Source organism: Shewanella sp. SR1, assembly GCF_020447145.1.
Lineage (GTDB): Bacteria > Pseudomonadota > Gammaproteobacteria > Enterobacterales > Shewanellaceae > Shewanella > Shewanella baltica.
Genome location: NZ_JAJAEF010000018.1, coordinates 77679 through 95734 on the forward strand (window position 1 = coordinate 77679; position 18056 = coordinate 95734).

14 protein-coding genes and 2 tRNA genes are annotated in these 18056 nt (G+C 46.1%); 15 read left to right on the top strand and 1 reads right to left on the bottom strand.

All coding sequences use genetic code 11. The features are described 5' to 3' along the window. Positions 1 to 166: 166 nt before the first annotated feature. From folP to rpsO, 12 genes are all read left to right on the top strand, one after another. Complete coding sequence (folP, locus tag KV201_RS16300) at positions 167 to 1000, top strand: dihydropteroate synthase (protein WP_226059924.1); 834 nt, start codon at positions 167 to 169, stop codon at positions 998 to 1000. Positions 1001 to 1080: 80 nt separating this feature from the next. Beyond that, on the top strand, positions 1081 to 2418 hold the full coding sequence (gene glmM, locus KV201_RS16305) for a phosphoglucosamine mutase (RefSeq protein ID WP_011847518.1): 1338 nt from the start codon (positions 1081 to 1083) through the stop codon (positions 2416 to 2418). 194 nt (positions 2419 to 2612) lie between these two features. Then, on the top strand, positions 2613 to 3395 hold the full coding sequence (gene tpiA, locus KV201_RS16310; RefSeq protein ID WP_006082720.1) for a triose-phosphate isomerase: 783 nt from the start codon (positions 2613 to 2615) through the stop codon (positions 3393 to 3395). Between the two features lies 1 nt (position 3396). Beyond that, a complete protein-coding gene (secG, locus tag KV201_RS16315) occupies positions 3397 to 3732 on the top strand; it encodes a preprotein translocase subunit SecG (RefSeq protein WP_006082719.1) in 336 nt (111 codons plus the stop codon). Between the two features lie 11 nt (positions 3733 to 3743). Continuing rightward, positions 3744 to 3830: transfer RNA gene (locus KV201_RS16320), tRNA-Leu, on the top strand. An 82-nt stretch (positions 3831 to 3912) separates the two neighbouring features. Beyond that, positions 3913 to 3989: transfer RNA gene (locus KV201_RS16325), tRNA-Met, on the top strand. Between the two features lie 173 nt (positions 3990 to 4162). Continuing rightward, positions 4163 to 4618, top strand: a complete 456-nt coding sequence (gene rimP / locus KV201_RS16330) for a ribosome maturation factor RimP (RefSeq protein ID WP_006082718.1) — start codon at positions 4163 to 4165, stop codon at positions 4616 to 4618. Positions 4619 to 4647: 29 nt separating this feature from the next. After that, positions 4648 to 6147 carry a transcription termination factor NusA gene (gene nusA, locus KV201_RS16335; protein WP_006082717.1) on the top strand — a complete coding sequence of 500 codons (1500 nt, stop codon included), beginning with the start codon at positions 4648 to 4650 and terminating at the stop codon, positions 6145 to 6147. A 25-nt stretch (positions 6148 to 6172) separates the two neighbouring features. Then, positions 6173 to 8815, top strand: a complete 2643-nt coding sequence (gene infB, locus KV201_RS16340; protein ID WP_006082716.1) for a translation initiation factor IF-2 — start codon at positions 6173 to 6175, stop codon at positions 8813 to 8815. A gap of 57 nt (positions 8816 to 8872) precedes the next feature. Continuing rightward, on the top strand, positions 8873 to 9331 hold the full coding sequence (gene rbfA, locus KV201_RS16345; RefSeq protein ID WP_226059925.1) for a 30S ribosome-binding factor RbfA: 459 nt from the start codon (positions 8873 to 8875) through the stop codon (positions 9329 to 9331). Then, positions 9331 to 10296 (top strand): tRNA pseudouridine(55) synthase TruB, encoded by a 966-nt coding sequence (gene truB / locus KV201_RS16350; RefSeq protein WP_006086939.1) that lies wholly within the window; start codon positions 9331 to 9333, stop codon positions 10294 to 10296. Before rbfA ends, truB begins: the two co-directional genes overlap by 1 nt. Before the next feature lie 148 nt (positions 10297 to 10444). Then, positions 10445 to 10714 (top strand): 30S ribosomal protein S15, encoded by a 270-nt coding sequence (gene rpsO / locus KV201_RS16355; protein ID WP_006082713.1) that lies wholly within the window; start codon positions 10445 to 10447, stop codon positions 10712 to 10714. Between the two features lie 163 nt (positions 10715 to 10877). Here rpsO and KV201_RS16360 read toward each other — a convergent pair whose 3' ends face one another. Then, positions 10878 to 12932, bottom strand: a complete 2055-nt coding sequence (locus KV201_RS16360; protein WP_226059926.1) for a bifunctional diguanylate cyclase/phosphodiesterase — start codon at positions 12930 to 12932, stop codon at positions 10878 to 10880. A 195-nt stretch (positions 12933 to 13127) separates the two neighbouring features. Between KV201_RS16360 and pnp the strand changes: the two genes are divergently transcribed. The 3 genes from pnp to prfC all read left to right on the top strand — a co-directional run bounded on the left by pnp (position 13128) and on the right by prfC (position 18005). Further along, positions 13128 to 15230 (top strand): polyribonucleotide nucleotidyltransferase, encoded by a 2103-nt coding sequence (gene pnp, locus KV201_RS16365; RefSeq protein WP_006082711.1) that lies wholly within the window; start codon positions 13128 to 13130, stop codon positions 15228 to 15230. Positions 15231 to 15422: 192 nt separating this feature from the next. Further along, positions 15423 to 16325: a lipoprotein NlpI gene (nlpI, locus tag KV201_RS16370; protein WP_006086937.1), complete on the top strand. Its 903-nt coding sequence runs from the start codon at positions 15423 to 15425 to the stop codon at positions 16323 to 16325. 99 nt (positions 16326 to 16424) lie between these two features. Beyond that, positions 16425 to 18005: a peptide chain release factor 3 gene (gene prfC, locus KV201_RS16375; protein ID WP_006082709.1), complete on the top strand. Its 1581-nt coding sequence runs from the start codon at positions 16425 to 16427 to the stop codon at positions 18003 to 18005. Positions 18006 to 18056 lie beyond the last annotated feature (51 nt).

The following is an 18056-nucleotide window of genomic DNA, read 5'->3' on the forward strand; positions in this document are numbered from 1 at the left end:
TTTACCTTGTTAGCAATTTGACTGCGCTGTCATTCATCAACTTTGCCATTACTGAAATTTCGCCTCTGACATCAGTCACCTCAGATAGAAAGTGAAGGCTAAAACTAATGACGCAAGTCATGCCTATAGGTAAAATCGTAAGTGTTCGTATTATTGGAGTAAATGCGTGTTTGAACTGATTGCTGGCACTAAACGCCTCGCGTTATCTTCGCCCATAGTGATGGGCATTCTGAATGTCACTCCCGATTCCTTTTCCGACGGTGGTCAATATTCTTCCTATGAACTTGCCTGTCAGCATGCCGATGACATGGTGGCTCAAGGCGCGGGGATGATTGATATTGGTGGGGAGTCGACAAGGCCCGGCGCCGCCGAGGTGAGCCTAGCCGATGAACTTGCGCGGGTGATCCCGTTAGTAAAATATGTGGCGACGCACCATGATGTGTGGATTTCGGTCGATACCAGTAAAGCTGAAGTGATGCGTCAAGCTGTCGCTGCGGGTGCACACCTGATTAATGATGTGCGTGCCTTGATGGAACCCGGTGCGCTCGAAGCTGCCGCAGAGTTGCACGTCCCGATATGTCTAATGCATATGCAGGGCGAGCCGAAGAGCATGCAGTCTTCGCCGACTTATTATGATGTTATTGAAGAAGTTTCTGGCTTTTTAACCGAGCGGATTGACGCTTGCATACAAGCTGGGATCCCCTGTGAATTACTCATACTCGATCCGGGATTTGGCTTTGGTAAAAGCTTAGAACATAACTATGAATTACTGGCAAAGCTCGACTCTTTTACCAAGTTTGATTTACCCGTATTGATAGGATTGTCTCGTAAGAGCATGATAGGGAACCTCTTAGCAAAACCGACCTCAGAGCGTCTTGCTGGGAGCCTTGCTGGCGCTATGATAGCGGCCCAAAAGGGAGCTCATATCATTCGCGTACATGACGTTGCTGAAACTGTGGATATGCTCAAGGTGTTACAAGCGACACAAGCGTATTTTTAAGCATCGTTATGCTCTCGTTAAGCATTTAATTAATATTATGATCCCAAATCATTGGGACACATTTGAGTTTGTGGGGCGATATGAAAGAACGTAAATTTTTTGGAACTGACGGTATTCGGGGAAAGGTCGGTTCAGGTCAAATGACGCCTGAGCTTGCACTGAAATTAGGTTGGGCAGCGGGTCGCGTATTATCCCGCAGTGGTACCAAAAAGGTGATCATAGGTAAAGATACCCGTATTTCGGGTTATATGTTTGAGTCGGCATTGGAAGCGGGTCTTTCTGCCGCAGGTCTTAATGTGATGTTAATGGGGCCTATGCCCACGCCCGCAGTCGCCTATTTGACGCGTACGTTTCGCGCCGAAGCTGGGGTGGTGATCAGCGCATCACACAATCCTTATTACGATAACGGCATTAAATTTTTCTCGACCGACGGCAGTAAGTTAGACGATAACTTAGAGCTAGAAATTGAAGCCGAACTTGAAAAGCCCCTCGTTTGCGTTGAATCGCATCTGTTAGGCAAAGTGTCGCGCATTGAAGATGCCCGTGGCCGTTATATCGAGTATTGCAAAGGAAATTTCCCTGCAGAACACACGTTAACTGGGCTAAAAATTGTGGTCGATTGTGCCCATGGCGCAACTTATCATATAGCGCCTGCCGTGTTCCGTGAGTTAGGCGCTGAGGTGATTGCCATTGGTGATAAACCCAACGGGATGAACATTAATGACAAAGTGGGCGCAACGTCCATGGGTAAGATTTGCGAAACAGTTATTGCCGAAAGTGCCGATTTAGGTATCGCGCTCGACGGCGATGGCGACCGTATTATGATGGTCAACAGTAAAGGCGAAGTTATCGACGGCGATCAGATTTTATATATTCTGGCCTGTGATGCGAAATCTCGCGGCGTATTGCGCGGCGGTGTGGTCGGCACCTTGATGTCGAATCTTGGGCTTGATTTAGCCTTGCAAGCATTAGATATTCCTTTTGCACGTTCAAAAGTGGGCGACCGCTATGTGATGGAATTACTGAAAGAACTCGATTGGCGCATCGGTGGCGAGAATTCAGGGCATATCCTTAATCTTGACCACGGCACAACCGGTGATGGTATTGTCGCGGGGATTTTAGTGTTAGCGGCCATGCGTCGCCAAAATGCCACACTAGAAGAACTGACTTCTGCGATGGAAATGTTGCCACAGGTGTTAGTCAATGTGCGCTTTGAGGGCGAGCATGACCCACTTAAGTCTGATAAAGTAAAAGCGGCGCAGGCACAGGTTGAATCTGAGCTTGGCGTACGTGGTCGAGTACTATTACGTAAGTCAGGTACTGAACCTTTGATCCGCGTCATGGTAGAAGGTGACGATCATAGTGCAGTATTGGCGCACGCAAATTTGATTGCGGATGCCGTAAAATCGGCAAGCTAATATTTGCCTATTTTGTAATGAGTGCGGCTGATACCAATTTAAAATTAAGGTGTTAGCTGCACAAATGAACAGAAATCAGCTTTGGCGTGTAAAAAATAAGCATTCCAACCTGATATCTGAAAAAATTCGAATTTAGCTATTGTAACTTAATAAGTGGTTCGCTATTATTCACGCCGCTTTCAGAGGAGACAGTGATGGCACTCAGACGTCCTATGGTAGCTGGCAATTGGAAGATGAACGGCAGTGCGGCATTAGCCCAAGAGTTGTTCAAAAAATTTGCCTCTAAGCTCCAAAATGATTCAGCTGAAGTGGTTTTATGCCCGCCTTCTATCTATCTAGAGAGCGTTAGGCAACTGCTAGAAGCAAACAAGGAAGCGTTAGACGGTTCACTTGTTAGGATGGGCGCACAAAACCTGAGTCAACACGACTTTGGCGCTTATACCGGAGAAGTTTCAGGTCAGATGCTCAAAGATTCAGGATGTCGATATGTGATTATCGGGCATTCAGAACGTCGCCGTATGTACGGAGAGACGAGTAATATCGTAGCGGAGAAATTCGCCGCTGCACAAAAGCATGGCTTAACTCCCATTTTATGTGTGGGTGAGTCAGGTCCAGCACGTGAAGCAAGACGCACCTTTGAGGTGATTGCGGAAGAGTTGGATATAGTGATCCAGAAAAACGGCACTATGGCTTTTGATAACGCCATTATCGCCTACGAGCCACTTTGGGCTGTAGGGACAGGTAAAAGCGCTACACCAGAGCAGGCACAAGAAGTTCATGCGTTTATTCGCAAACGCCTCTCTGAAGTGTCTCCGTTTATCGGAGAAAATATCAGGATTCTCTACGGTGGTAGTGTAACACCGAGTAATGCTGCAGATTTATTTGCCCAACCTGATGTTGATGGTGGACTGATTGGCGGTGCTAGCTTAAACTCTAGCGAGTTTTTAAGTCTGTGTACCATAGCGATGAGCGCATAATATGTATGAAGTTCTAGTAGTTATTTACTTGTTGGTTGCATTAGGTCTGATCGGCCTAGTATTAATTCAGCAAGGTAAGGGAGCTGACATGGGGGCCTCTTTTGGCGCCGGTGCATCAGGTACTCTGTTTGGTTCAAGCGGTTCAGGTAACTTCCTGACACGCACTACGGCGATTCTTGCCATTGCGTTTTTTACTTTAAGTCTGCTGATTGGCAACTTAAGTGCAAACCACGCAAAAAACGAAGATTCATGGAAAAATTTAGGTTCAGACACTGAACAGGTAACACAACCTGTTGAGCAAGGAACCCAAAAGTCAGAAACGAAAATTCCTGACTAGTAAAAGGTGTCGCCGAGGTGGCGAAATTGGTAGACGCGCAGCCTTGAGGTGGCTGTGACCTAACGGTCGTGCGGGTTCAAGTCCCGCTCTCGGCACCAAATATAACTAAGATAGACGATATAAGTTCTCTCTTAGTTATTGCAAGAAATGACGATAGTCAATATACTTGCACACAGTTGACGCGGGGTGGAGCAGCATGGTAGCTCGTCGGGCTCATAACCCGAAGGTCGTCGGTTCAAATCCGGCCCCCGCAACCAGCTCCTAGTAACGAATAGTGTTTGAATTCGTTATGGTTTACAGGTTCTTGAAATTAATGACCTCGTGATTACGGGGTTTTTTGTTATCTGGGACTTTTAAATTTGTCGCATGCTTCGTATGTGGCGTTGTACTAGGGCTATTAAGCCCTTTTTTGTTTTTTCGGGGGTCAATCTTGGCAACGTTAGAATTCAGACTGGCAGAAATGCTCAAAGTACCTGTGGAAGCATTAGGCTTTCAGCTATGGGGCATTGAATATGTTCAAGCGGGTAAGCATTCCACACTGCGAGTGTTCATTGATGGTGAGAATGGTATCAATATTGAAGATTGTGCCAATGCAAGTCGCCAAGTCAGTGCTGTACTCGATGTTGAAGATCCTATTTCTACAGAATATACCCTAGAGGTTTCTTCGCCAGGCGTTGATAGACCCTTATTTACTGCTGAGCAGTATGCGGGCTATGTGGGCGAGGATGTAAAGCTTCAATTGACTATGCCGGTTGACGGCAGTCGTAATTTAAAAGGCGCCATCACTGCGGTCGACGGGCAAATGCTCTCACTGAAAGTGAATGGTAAAGAGTTAGTTGTCGCATTGGATAATATCCGCAAAGGCAACTTAATCGCTAAGTTTTGATGGTTTCAAGGTGAACGAGGCAAGACGAGATGAATAAAGAGATTCTGCTAGTCGCTGAGGCGGTTTCAAATGAAAAGGCCGTTCCACGCGAGAAAATTTTTGAAGCGCTAGAGATTGCTCTGGCCACAGCAACCAAGAAAAAATACGAAGGTGATATTGACGTTCGTGTTGCTATCGACCGTAAAACCGGTGGTTATGATACTTTCCGTCGTTGGATGGTGGTTGATGATCACGGTGAAGCGTTAGAAAATCCTTACCGCGAAATCACGTTAGAAGCGGCACGATACGAAAATCCAGACATCCAACCTGGCGAGTTTATCGAAGACGATATCGAGTCCGTGGTGTTTGACCGTATTACCACTCAAACCGCTAAGCAAGTGATCGTACAGAAAGTACGTGAAGCTGAACGTGCTCAAGTGGTTGAACAGTTCCAAGATCAAGAAGGTGAGTTAATCACTGGTATAGTCAAAAAAGCAACTCGCGAAAGCGTAGTGGTTGACTTAGGTAATAACGCTGACGGCGTGTTGTTCCGTGAAGATTTAATTTCACGCGAATCTTTCCGTCCAGGCGACCGCGTACGTGCATTATTGTACTCAGTACGCCCAGAAGCTCGCGGCGCGCAGTTATTCTTAAGCCGTACTAAACCTGAAATGCTGATCGAGCTTTTCCGTGTTGAAGTACCTGAAATTGCTGACGAACTGATTGAAATCATGGGCGCAGCTCGTGATCCAGGCGCGCGCGCTAAAATCGCCGTTAAGTCGAATGACCGTCGTATCGATCCAATCGGTGCGTGTGTGGGTATGCGTGGTGCACGTGTACAAGCCGTGTCGAATGAACTGGGTGGCGAACGTGTTGATATCGTGTTGTGGGATGATAATCCAGCACAATACGTGATCAATGCCATGGCGCCAGCCGATGTTGCCTCTATCATAGTTGACGAAGATAACCATTCTATGGATATCGCCGTTGAAGCCGATAGTTTGGCACAAGCCATTGGACGTAATGGCCAGAACGTACGTTTAGCGACACAACTGACAGGTTGGGTTCTGAACGTTATGACAGTGGAAGATATGAATAAGAAACATCAGGCAGAAAGTGCCAAGGTGGTTGAATTATTCGTTAACTCACTGGATGTCGATGAAGATTTTGCACAAGTACTGGCGGACGAGGGCTTTACGTCGCTCGAAGAAGTTGCCTATGTACCTGTGTCTGAACTATTGGCGATTGACGGTTTTGACGAAGATCTCGTTGAAGCCTTACGTGAACGTGCAAAAGCGGCGATCTCAACTCGAGCTCTCGCTACTGAAGAAGCACTGGATGGTGTGGAGCCAAGTGAAGAGTTACTAGCACTTGAAGGTGTTGATAGACACTTAGCCTATGTTTTCGCTAGCAAAGGTATTGTGACTCTAGAAGACTTGGCTGAACAAGGCATTGATGATTTGATCGAAATTGAAGAATTGACAGAAGAAAAAGCAGGTGAGCTCATCATGGCAGCCCGCAATATCTGTTGGTTTGGCGAAGAAGCATAAGTCGATCAACAGGGGGATTTAACTGATGGCAGATACTACCGTAGAGAAATTGGCCACGGAAGTGGGTAAAAGTGTTGAACGTCTGATTGAGCAATTCTCTCAGGCTGGAATTAAGAAAGGCCAAGCTGATAACGTGACTGAAGCTGAAAAGCAGCAGTTACTGGATTATCTGAAAAAGCAGCACGGTGGCGAAAATGCGCCAACGAAAATGACGCTGCAGCGTAAAACCGTATCGACCCTGAGTGTGGCCGGTAATGGTGGTCAATCTAAAGATGTTAAAGTTGAAGTTCGTAAAACACGAACTTTCGTCAAGCGTGATGCTAATGAGGCTACTCTGAAGGCTGAAGAAGAAGCGAAAGTCGAAGCAGAAGCTTTGGCAAAAGCAAAGGCCGAAGCAGAAGCTGCTGCGGCAGTAAAAGCGAAAGCTGAAGCAGATGCGAAAGCAAAAGCGGATGCAGAAGCCAAGGCGAAAGCCAAAGCAGCAGCCGAAGTAAAAGTGGTTAAAGATATGTCACCTGAAGCAGAAGCGGCTCGTCTAGAAGCAGAACGTTTAAAAGCAGCACAAGAAGCGGCGACAAAACGTAAGCAAGACGAAGAAGCGGCTAAAGCGGCAGAAACTGCTCGCCTATTGGCTGAAGAACATTCTAAGCGTTGGGCCGAAGAAGAGCGCCAACGTCTAGAAGCCGAGAAAAACGGTGATCACCACATCACGACTTCTAAAGTGGCTCGTGCTGCTGAAGATACTTCTGATCTAGATGAAGAAAAACGCGGACGTCGTGCTCGTAACAAGAGCAACGCCAAAAAACGTGGCGGCAAAGATGCCCGTGACGGCCGTGAAAAACACATGCGTAACCGCAGTACAGCACCTGAGTCTATGGCGCACGGCTTCAACAAGCCAGTTGCAGCGGTAAGCCGTGATGTGCGTATCGGTGAAACTGTTACTGTTTCTGAACTTGCGCATTTAATGGCAGTTAAAGCGACTGAAATCATCAAACAGATGATGAAAATGGGTTCTATGGTCACGATCAACCAAGTGTTGGATCAAGAGACTGCCCAAATGGTTGCTGAAGAAATGGGCCACAAAGTTGTGCTTATCCGTGAAAACGAACTTGAGCACCAAGTGCTTAAAGATCGTGACGATGAAGATGGCATCAAGCAAGAGTCTCGTGCTCCTGTTGTGACTATCATGGGTCACGTTGACCACGGTAAAACGTCATTACTCGACTATATTCGCCGCGCTAAAGTGGCTGCTGGCGAAGCCGGTGGTATTACTCAGCATATCGGTGCATACCATGTTGAAACTGAAAACGGCATGATCACTTTCCTTGATACTCCTGGTCACGCCGCGTTTACCGCAATGCGTGCCCGTGGTGCCAAGGCAACGGATATCGTTGTGTTAGTTGTTGCTGCCGATGACGGTGTAATGCCGCAAACTATCGAAGCAATTCAACATGCTAAAGCCGGTAACGTGCCATTAATCGTGGCTGTGAACAAGATGGATAAGCCGGAAGCGGATATCGATCGCGTTAAGAGCGAATTGTCACAACACGGTGTTATGTCTGAAGATTGGGGTGGAGACAACATGTTTGCCTTCGTTTCAGCTAAGACAGGTGAAGGCGTTGACGAACTGTTAGAAGGTATCTTACTGCAGGCTGAAGTTCTCGAACTGAAAGCGGTACGTGATGGTATGGCTGCCGGTGTGGTCATTGAATCACAATTGGACAAAGGTCGCGGCCCAGTTGCTACGATTCTGGTTCAAGAAGGTACGTTACGCCAAGGTGATATCGTTCTGTGTGGTCTTGAGTACGGTAAAATCCGTGCAATGAAAGACGAGAACGGTCGTTCAATCACTGAAGCGGGTCCATCTATTCCTGTTGAAATTCTGGGTCTGTCAGGCGTTCCGTCTGCAGGTGATGAAGCAACAGTAGTACGTGATGAGCGTAAAGCGCGTGAAGTTGCCCTGTATCGTCAAGGTAAATTCCGTGATGTGAAACTGGCACGTCAGCAAAAATCTAAGCTAGAAAACATGTTCGCGAACATGACTGAAGGCGAAGTGAAAGAACTGAACATTGTTCTTAAAGCAGACGTACAAGGTTCACTCGAAGCGATTACTGACTCGTTAACAGGTCTGTCTACCGACGAAGTTAAAGTGAACATTATCGCTCGCGGTGTGGGTGCTCTTACTGAAACGGATGCAACCTTAGCGGCAGCGTCTAACGCTATCCTGGTTGGCTTTAACGTGCGTGCCGATGCACAAGCGCGTAAGACAATCGACAGCGAAAGTGTTGATTTACGTTACTACAGCGTTATCTATAATTTGATTGATGAAGTTCGTGCAGCGATGACAGGTATGCTGTCTCCTGAATTCAAACAACAAATTATCGGTCTGGCTGAAGTTCGTGACGTGTTCAAATCACCTAAGCTGGGTGCAATTGCTGGCTGTATGGTTACCGAAGGTACCATCAAGCGTAGCGCACCAATTCGCGTACTACGTGATAACGTTGTTATCTACGAAGGTGAACTTGAATCTCTACGTCGCTTTAAAGACGACGTTGCTGAAGTTCGCAATGGTATGGAATGTGGTATTGGCGTTAAGAACTACAACGATGTTCGCGTAGGCGACCAAATCGAAGTATTCGAAACCGTCGAGATTGCTCGTACTCTGTAACGATAATAAGGGCGGCTTTAGCCGCCCTTATCAATTTAAGCTATGGTAAGAAATATTATGGCAAAAGAATTCAGTCGTACTCGTCGAATCGCTCAGCAGCTTCAGCAAGAACTTGCTCAAGTGCTACAGCGCGACATGAAAGATCCTCGTATTGGCTTTGTAACCGTGAATGACGTCGATGTCTCACGTGACCTTAGCTATGCCAAAGTCTTCGTGACTTTTTTTGAGGAAGACAAAGCCGTTGTTCAAGAAAAGCTAAACGCTTTGATCAGCGCCGCTCCTTATATCCGCACTTTAGTGGCGGGCCGTATGAAGCTGCGTGTGATGCCTGAACTGCGTTTTATCTATGATAGCTCGCTCGTTGAAGGTATGCGCATGTCTAACTTAGTTAGCCAAGTGATCAACCAAGACAAAGCGAAGCAGCAGCAATTTGGCAGCGAAGACGCATCAGTTGAAGATGAAGTCTTAGGTGATGATGTTGCCGATGAAGCAGATGAAACGGAAGGTAAAGATTAATGGCTCGTCGTCCAAAAGGTCGTTTTATTGATGGGATAGTGCTGCTGGATAAATCCACTGGCATGAGTTCTAACTTTGCATTGCAAAGGGTAAAGCGCTTTTTTAATGCGAACAAAGCAGGGCATACGGGCGCACTCGATCCGTTAGCGACAGGTATGTTACCTGTGTGCTTAGGCGAAGGGACTAAGTTTTCCCAGCATCTGTTAGATGCCGATAAACGCTATTTAGTTACCGCAAAGCTGGGCGAGCGAACGGATACCAGTGATTCCGATGGCGAAGTGGTGCAAACCCGCGCCATTGATTTTACTGAGGCGCAGTTATTAACCGCGCTTGATTTCTTCCGTGGTGAGACTCAGCAAGTGCCTTCTATGTATTCCGCGCTTAAATATCAGGGCCAGCCCCTGTATAAATATGCCCGTGAAGGTATTGAAGTGCCGCGCGAATCTCGCCCTATTACGGTATTTGAGCTTAATTTCATCGGTCTTGAAGGCGATGAGCTGACCTTAGACATTCATTGTTCTAAGGGCACTTATATTCGCACTATCATAGACGACCTCGGTGAAATGCTCGGTTGTGGCGCCCATGTCATCATGTTGCGTCGCACTCAAGTTGCACAATATCCCTATGCAAGAATGGTTTCCTTAGAACAACTTGAAGCGCTTGTTGCTCAAGCACATGAACAACAGATAGATCCGAGTGTCTTACTTGATCCGCTGTTATTACCTATGGATACGGCTGTGGCCGATTTCCCTGAGGTGAATGTGCCAGATGCAATCGCCCCTTACTTAATGCAAGGTCAGGCTGTTCGGGTCCCCGTTAATGCAGACTTGAAAACCGATGAACTGGTGCGTATCACTTTAGGTGACATTCGCCGATTTGTGGGGATTGGCACCATGAACGAAGACGGCCTACTCGCGCCAAAACGACTCATAGTGATCCATGACGAGCCTGCAGAAACTGATTAGCCCGCTATCCATGAACAAATTAATAAATTAGTTCATGGATTAGTCTCCACCTTTTATTGCGCTAGGGTGGGTTTCTGGGTAGAATAGCGCGCCCTCTGGCTGAGTTAGTGATCGGCTAGAGATTCATATTATTTATTTGGAGATATACATGTCACTAAGTACTGAAGTAAAAGCAAAAATTTTGGCTGATTTTGGCCGTTGTGAAAACGACACTGGTTCAACTGAAGTTCAAGTTGCTTTATTAACTGCGCAAATCAACCATTTGCAAGCTCACTTCAAAGAGCACATTCACGATCATCACTCACGTCGTGGTCTGTTACGTATGGTTAGCTCACGTCGTAAGTTAACTGCTTACCTGAAACGTACTGACGTAGCACGTTACACTGCACTGATCCAAAAGTTAGGTCTACGTCGTTAATTTCACGTCGACTAACGCAAAAAAGGAGGCTTAAGCCTCCTTTTTTATTGCCTAAAATTCAGTAGATGATCGCGTAAGCTATGTAGAATTTAGGCCTGAGCATGTCGATAGTAATATGCCTAGGCCTTAACTCCGCCTAAACCTTGGCTCTGATTAAAGCAACCTAAGCTCCACGTAAGCCATCAAGACTGCTTATCGTTGCTGTCTGTGTTGCTATATACAGGGCTTCAAATTCCGCTTGGGGCAGGGGTTGGCTAAAATAGAAACCTTGGCCAACTTGGCACTGATTCTCCTTCAACCAATCCAATTGCTGCTCGTTTTCAATCCCTTCGGCCACAATGGTCAAATTAAGCTGCTTACCTAACATCAAAATGGTCGATGCGATTGCGCTATCCCCTGGTAAATCGGACACGAAACAGCGGTCGATTTTCATGGTGGTAATGGGCAAATGGCGCAGGTATGAGAGTGATGAATATCCGGTGCCGAAGTCATCGACGGCAATACCAAACCCTGCTGATTTAAGTTGTTCAAGCTTAGCAATGGCGAGCTCAATGTCGTTCATCAGCGAGGTTTCAGTGATTTCAATTTCTAGCAATTCGGGCTGAATTTGATAACGCAGAGCCATCTGTTTGATATCGGGTACTAAACTCGCGTCGGCGAATTGCTGTGAGGCGACATTAATCGCAATCGGGATGGCATAGTTATATTTTTTTTGCCACTCCCTTAAGACTTTGCAGCTTTGTTCTATCACCCAGCGGCCAATCGGAATGATGATCCCCGTTTCTTCGGCGACGGGGATAAAAGAAACCGGACTGATGAGTCGGCCGTCTTTTTGCCAGCGGATCAGGGCTTCACAGGCAATCACTTTGCCCGTTTGCAGATCGAGTTTAGGTTGGAAATACAGCAAAAATTCGTTGTTTTTTAACGCATCATGCAAGGATGCTTCGGTGCGTAAACGCACAGCGGCGCGCTCTGTCATCTGCTGTTTAAAGAAGGCCCATTGATTCGAACCTGCAGCTTTGGCGCTGTACATGGCAATATCGGCATGACGTATCAAATCTTCGGCGCTGTTACCGTCTTCGGGATAAATGGATATCCCAATTGAGGCCGCAGGATGAATCGCATGTTCATTTAATTGGATAGGGACATTAAGCTGGGTAAGTAGCTTATCAACAAAGTCAGCGGCTTGGTCAGGGGTGTGTACTGTGTCGGCTAAAATTACAAACTCATCGCCACCTAAGCGAGACACTGTGCCTTTATCGCCAACGAAGCGTTCGAGAATACGGGCGATACGGGCGAGGAATTGATCGCCAAATGCGTGGCCAAGGGAATCGTTAATATTCTTAAATCGATCTAAGTCGATAAACATCAAGGCAAAGCTGCGTTTGTGCACGCGCGAACGTTGGATAGTGACTGCGATGGTTTCGAGCAATAATGTGCGGTTCGGTAAACCCGTTAGCGGATCTCGGGTCGCCATTTTGCGCAGTTTGGATTGGGTTTGGCTAAATTGGATAAGAATTTGGTTGAATTTCGAGGTCACTAGGCCGAGTTCATCATCCTTATGCGCATTGGACATAGGTAAGAGGTTTTCGTCCGGTGAGTCGGGTTCAATCTTATCTATGGCCTCACTAATACGCGCGATAGGTTGAGTCAAGAAACGATGGAAAACCACTGAAAGCACTAAGGTGAGTAAGAGTGCGCGGGCAAGTGTGGCGAAAAAACTAAATCTTAACTGTGAGAAAAGGGTGTTTGTCAGCTCTTGGGTATCGTAGAAAACCGTTAATGTGCCAATGAGTTGCTGTTGTTGGGTGCCTTCGAAATAAAAAGGTCGGTACAGCGGGCGAGAGATTTCTTTAAGATCATCAAATAATTTGTTACTTAAGCTGATAAAAGTCTGCGAGTTATTCTTTTTATTACTGCTGACTGATACAAACATGGAACCATCGTCCAGCTCAATCACTGCTGAGCCGACATGCTCAACCTTAATGGCACCTTCTAAGGTTTGACGGGCTAAATTATCATCTAATGCCCAGACGGCATTTGCTGCAGGTTGTTCAACTGAATCAAGGAGTTCTTGCTGTGTAGTCGTGAGTTGTTGTTTGGTTGATACAACGACTAAAGCGATTTCAACAATAAAAATAGCAATGGCAAAAAATAGGGCAGTAAATACGACTAGGTTAGTTTGTTTCCACGTCAGTGACTTAAAACGGCCTGTCATCGGGCGCATCCTTTATGATAATTATTCACCATCTGCGAGAATTTCCGTATCAATGTAAACCGCAACTCTTTGTTGATTTAACCACTTTAGTGAAAAGTTACGTATTTGTCATCATTATCTGCTCTTTATCTATTGATCCGATTTGCAGTATACTTACGCGCGTAATTCAAGGTCATTAATTAAGGAATGGGTCACGTGAATCCTATTGTAAAGAGTTTTGAGTATGGTCAACATACAGTCACCCTGGAAACAGGTGTTATAGCGCGTCAAGCAGATGCAGCCGTTTTAGCGAGTATGGGTGACACGACTGTGTTGGTCACTGTTGTCGGTAAAAAAGAAGCAGATGCTGGTCGTGACTTTTTCCCTCTGACTGTTAACTATCAAGAAAAAACCTACGCAGCAGGTAAAATTCCTGGTGGTTTCTTTAAGCGTGAAGGCCGTCCTTCAGAAGATGAGACATTAATCGCTCGTCTGATCGACCGTCCAATTCGCCCTCTTTTCCCTAATGGTTTCAAAAACGAAGTTCAAGTTATCATTACTGTAGTATCTGTCGATCCACAAATCGAGCCAGATATCATCTCTATGATCGGTACTTCTGCGGCACTGGCTATTTCTGGTATTCCATTCAGCGGTCCTTTAGGTGCTGCACGTGTGGGTTACATTGATGGCGAATACGTGTTGAACCCAAGTGTTGCGCAACTTGCAACCAGCCAACTGAACTTAGTGGTTGCTGGTACAGCTGGTGCAGTATTAATGGTGGAATCAGAAGCCCAAGCATTACCAGAAGAAGTGATGTTAGGTTCTGTTGTTTACGGTCACGATCAACAACAAGTGGTTATCAAAGCGATTGCTGAATTTAAAGCAGAAGCTGGTAAACCAACTTGGGATTGGACTGCACCAACGCAAGATGCCGATTTAGTTGCCCAAATCAAAGAGCTTGCTGAAGCTGGTTTAGGTGATGCGTATAAAATCCAAGTTAAACAAGATCGTTATGCTCAAGTTTCTGTTGTTAAAGCAGCAACAAAAGAAGCTTTGTTAGCCAGCAATCCAAGCATTGATTTACGTGAAGTAGACAACTTGCTGGGTAGCTTAGAGAAGAAAGTGGTTCGTGGTCGTATCATCCGTGGTGAGCCACGTATCGATGGTCGTGAACCCGACATGATCCGTGCATTAAGCGTGTTAGCGGGCGTATTGCCACGTACTCACGGTAGCGCATTGTTCACTCGTGGCGAAACTCAAGCGTTAGTCACTTGTACTTTAGGTACTGAACGTGATGCACAGAAGATTGACAGCATCATGGGCGAGCGCACTAACCGTTTCATGCTGCACTATAACTTCCCTCCATACTCTGTTGGTGAAACAGGCATGGTGGGTTCACCTAAGCGCCGCGAAATCGGTCATGGTAAGTTAGCATGGCGCGGTATTAATGCTGTTATGCCTTCAGCTGCTGAATTCCCATACAGCGTGCGCGTTGTATCTGAAATCACTGAATCTAACGGTTCAAGCTCTATGGCGTCAGTATGTGGTACTTCATTAGCACTGATGGATGCTGGTGTGCCTATCAAAACTTCTGTAGCGGGTATAGCTATGGGTCTAGTGAAAGAAGGCGATGATTTCGTTGTTCTTTCTGACATCTTAGGTGATGAAGATCATTTAGGTGACATGGACTTTAAAGTTGCGGGTACGCGTGATGGTATTACTGCACTGCAGATGGATATCAAGATCGAAGGTATCACTAAAGAAATCATGGATATCGCACTGCAACAAGCTTATGGCGCACGTGTACATATCCTGAACGTGATGGATCAAGCGATTGGTTCACACCGTGACGATATTTCTGATCACGCTCCACGTATCACTGTTATCAAGATCAACCCAGAAAAAATCCGTGACGTTATCGGTAAAGGCGGCGCAGTTATCCGCGCTCTGACCGAAGAAACCGGCACTACGATTGAACTGGAAGATGACGGTACTGTGAAGATCGCTTCTTCAAACGGCGAAGCAACCAAAGAAGCTATCCGTCGTATCGAAGAAATCACTTCAGAAGTTGAAGTGGGTCGTATCTACAACGGTAAAGTTATCCGTATCGTTGATTTCGGTGCGTTCGTGAACATTCTGCCGGGCAAAGACGGTTTAGTACACATTTCACAAATCAGTGATGAGCGTGTTGCTAACGTGTCTGATCACCTTGAACTGAACCAAGAAGTTGCTGTTAAAGTAATGGAAGTGGATCGTCAAGGCCGCGTACGTCTGTCAATTAAAGAAGCACAAACTAAAGAAACTGCCGCTGCTGAATAATGAGTCTTTGACTTATTATTGGCACACACTTTCTAAGTGATTGCATCAAAAGGAGATCAAATGATCTCCTTTTTTGTTTTTGGCATTAAGAAAGTCAGTATTAATCTTAATTCCCCAATAGCAGTCCTGAGGTGGGATTGCTATCATGAAGATTCTTCTGCGTATGTTGGGAATCTAAAAAGGTAGAAATGGATGAGTCTTAAAATTAGAACCGCTGTCGTTGCTGTGCTGGCGGGCGCCAGTCTGTTGTTAGCCGGATGCGCTACCACCCAGTCTCCTTTAGATAACCATAATGATGTTGAAGGTAAATTGGTTATCGCACCTGTCATGCCCGATTATAAAGTGGAAGTGACGTTAGCGAAGCTCAACGAGATTTTGGCTACGGTCGAATTAACCAATGAGCAGAGAGCCAGATTTCATTACGATCGCGGTGTGATTTACGACAGTGTGGGCTTAAGACTGCTCGCGCGCATCGATTTTATGCAAGCGCTGAAGCTGCAACCCGATCTCGCCGATGCTTATAATTTTCTTGGGATTTATTACACCCAAGAAGGCGAATACGCTAGTGCCTATGAAGCGTTCGATGGCGTGTTAGAACTCGCTCCTAACTACGATTACGCCTATTTGAATCGCGGTATTGCCTTGTACTATGGCGACCGTAACGATTTAGCCACTAAAGATATGCAGGCATTTTATGCTGGTGATAATAAAGATGGTTATCGCGCATTGTGGCTGTATTTGATTGATTTTAAAGATGATGCAGTTGAAGCTAAAAAACAGTTAGCTGAAAACCGTAAGAATTTAGATAATGATGCTTGGGCGACCGTTATCGTTGATTATTATTTAGGTACAAAAAGCCATGATGAGGTGTTTGCTGCTGCGAAAGTCGGCTTAACTCATCCAAAAGAATATGCCGAACGTTTATGTGAGGCTTATTTTTACCTGGCGAAAATGGCAATAGAAAACAAGCAATATCAAGATGCTGCTAACTATTTCCGCCTCGCACTGGCGACCAATATTTATGATTTTGTCGAACATAGATATGCGCGTATTGAGCTCGCTAAAGTCAAAGGTTTGCTCGAAGCCACAAAATAACCCCCATCTGCCCGAGCTCATCTCGGGCTTTGCCTAGCCAAGCTCGAACTGAGGCGCTATAATTTGCGCCTTTTTAGCGATACTAGTGCATAGGTTAACATGTCAGGCAATAAAGTAGAGGTCGATAAACGTCGCACCTTCGCGATCATATCGCACCCCGACGCGGGTAAAACAACCATTACCGAAAAAGTGCTGTTATTCGGAAACGCTTTGCAAAAAGCGGGAACGGTTAAAGGCAAAAAATCGGGTCAGCATGCTAAGTCTGACTGGATGGAAATGGAGAAGGACCGTGGTATTTCGATTACTACGTCTGTGATGCAGTTCCCCTATGGTGGCGCCCTCGTTAACCTACTCGACACGCCTGGTCACGAAGACTTCTCTGAAGATACCTATCGTACACTGACCGCTGTTGACTCTTGTCTGATGGTCATCGACTCTGCTAAAGGTGTTGAAGAGCGTACTATTAAGTTGATGGAAGTGACACGTCTGCGCGATACGCCGATCGTGACTTTCATGAACAAACTCGACCGTGATATCCGTGATCCTATCGATCTGATGGATGAAGTCGAAAGCGTGCTGAATATTGCCTGCGCACCTATTACTTGGCCTATTGGCAGCGGTAAAGAATTCAAAGGTATTTACCATATACTGCGTGATGAAGTTGTCTTGTATCAAGGCGGTATGGGACACACTATTCAAGAGCGTCGTGTAATTAAAGGCATTAATAATCCTGATCTTGAGAAAGCGATTGGCAGTTACGCTGCTGATTTGCGCGATGAGATGGAATTAGTGCGCGGCGCGTCGCATGAATTTGACCATGCAGCTTTCTTGAAAGGCGAGTTGACGCCAGTGTTCTTCGGTACAGCGTTAGGTAACTTTGGTGTGGACCATATTCTTGACGGCATCGTCGAGTGGGCGCCTAAGCCATTACCGCGCGAAAGCGATACACGCGTTATCATGCCTGATGAAGAAAAATTCACCGGTTTCGTGTTCAAGATCCAAGCAAACATGGATCCCAAACACCGTGACCGTGTCGCCTTTATGCGTGTGTGTTCAGGCCGTTACGAGCAAGGCATGAAAATGCACCATGTGCGTATTGGTAAAGATGTTAACGTTAGCGATGCATTAACCTTTATGGCGGGCGATCGTGAGCGTGCTGAAGAAGCTTACCCAGGCGATATCATCGGTTTACATAACCATGGCACTATCCGTATTGGCGATACTTTTACCCAAGGCGAAAAATTCCGTTTCACTGGTGTGCCTAACTTCGCCCCTGAAATGTTCCGCCGTATTCGTCTGCGCGATCCGCTTAAGCAAAAGCAGCTGTTAAAAGGCTTAGTACAGTTGTCTGAAGAAGGCGCAGTGCAAGTATTCCGCCCAATCGATACTAACGATTTAATTGTTGGCGCCGTGGGTGTGCTGCAGTTTGAAGTGGTTGTTGGTCGTCTTAAGAGCGAATATAACGTTGAAGCCATTTACGAAGGTATTAGTGTTTCGACCGCTCGCTGGGTTTATTGTAAGGATGAGCGTAAGCTTGAAGAGTTCCGCCGCAAGTGTAGCCAAAACTTAGCACTCGATGGTGGTGACAACTTAACCTATATTGCGCCAACTATGGTCAACCTGAATCTTTCGATGGAAAGGTATCCTGATATTGAGTTTGCGAAAACCCGCGAGCATTAATTAGGTTGGGTTTAGAATAGTTGTTGAAATGGCGGTGAATTCACCGCCATT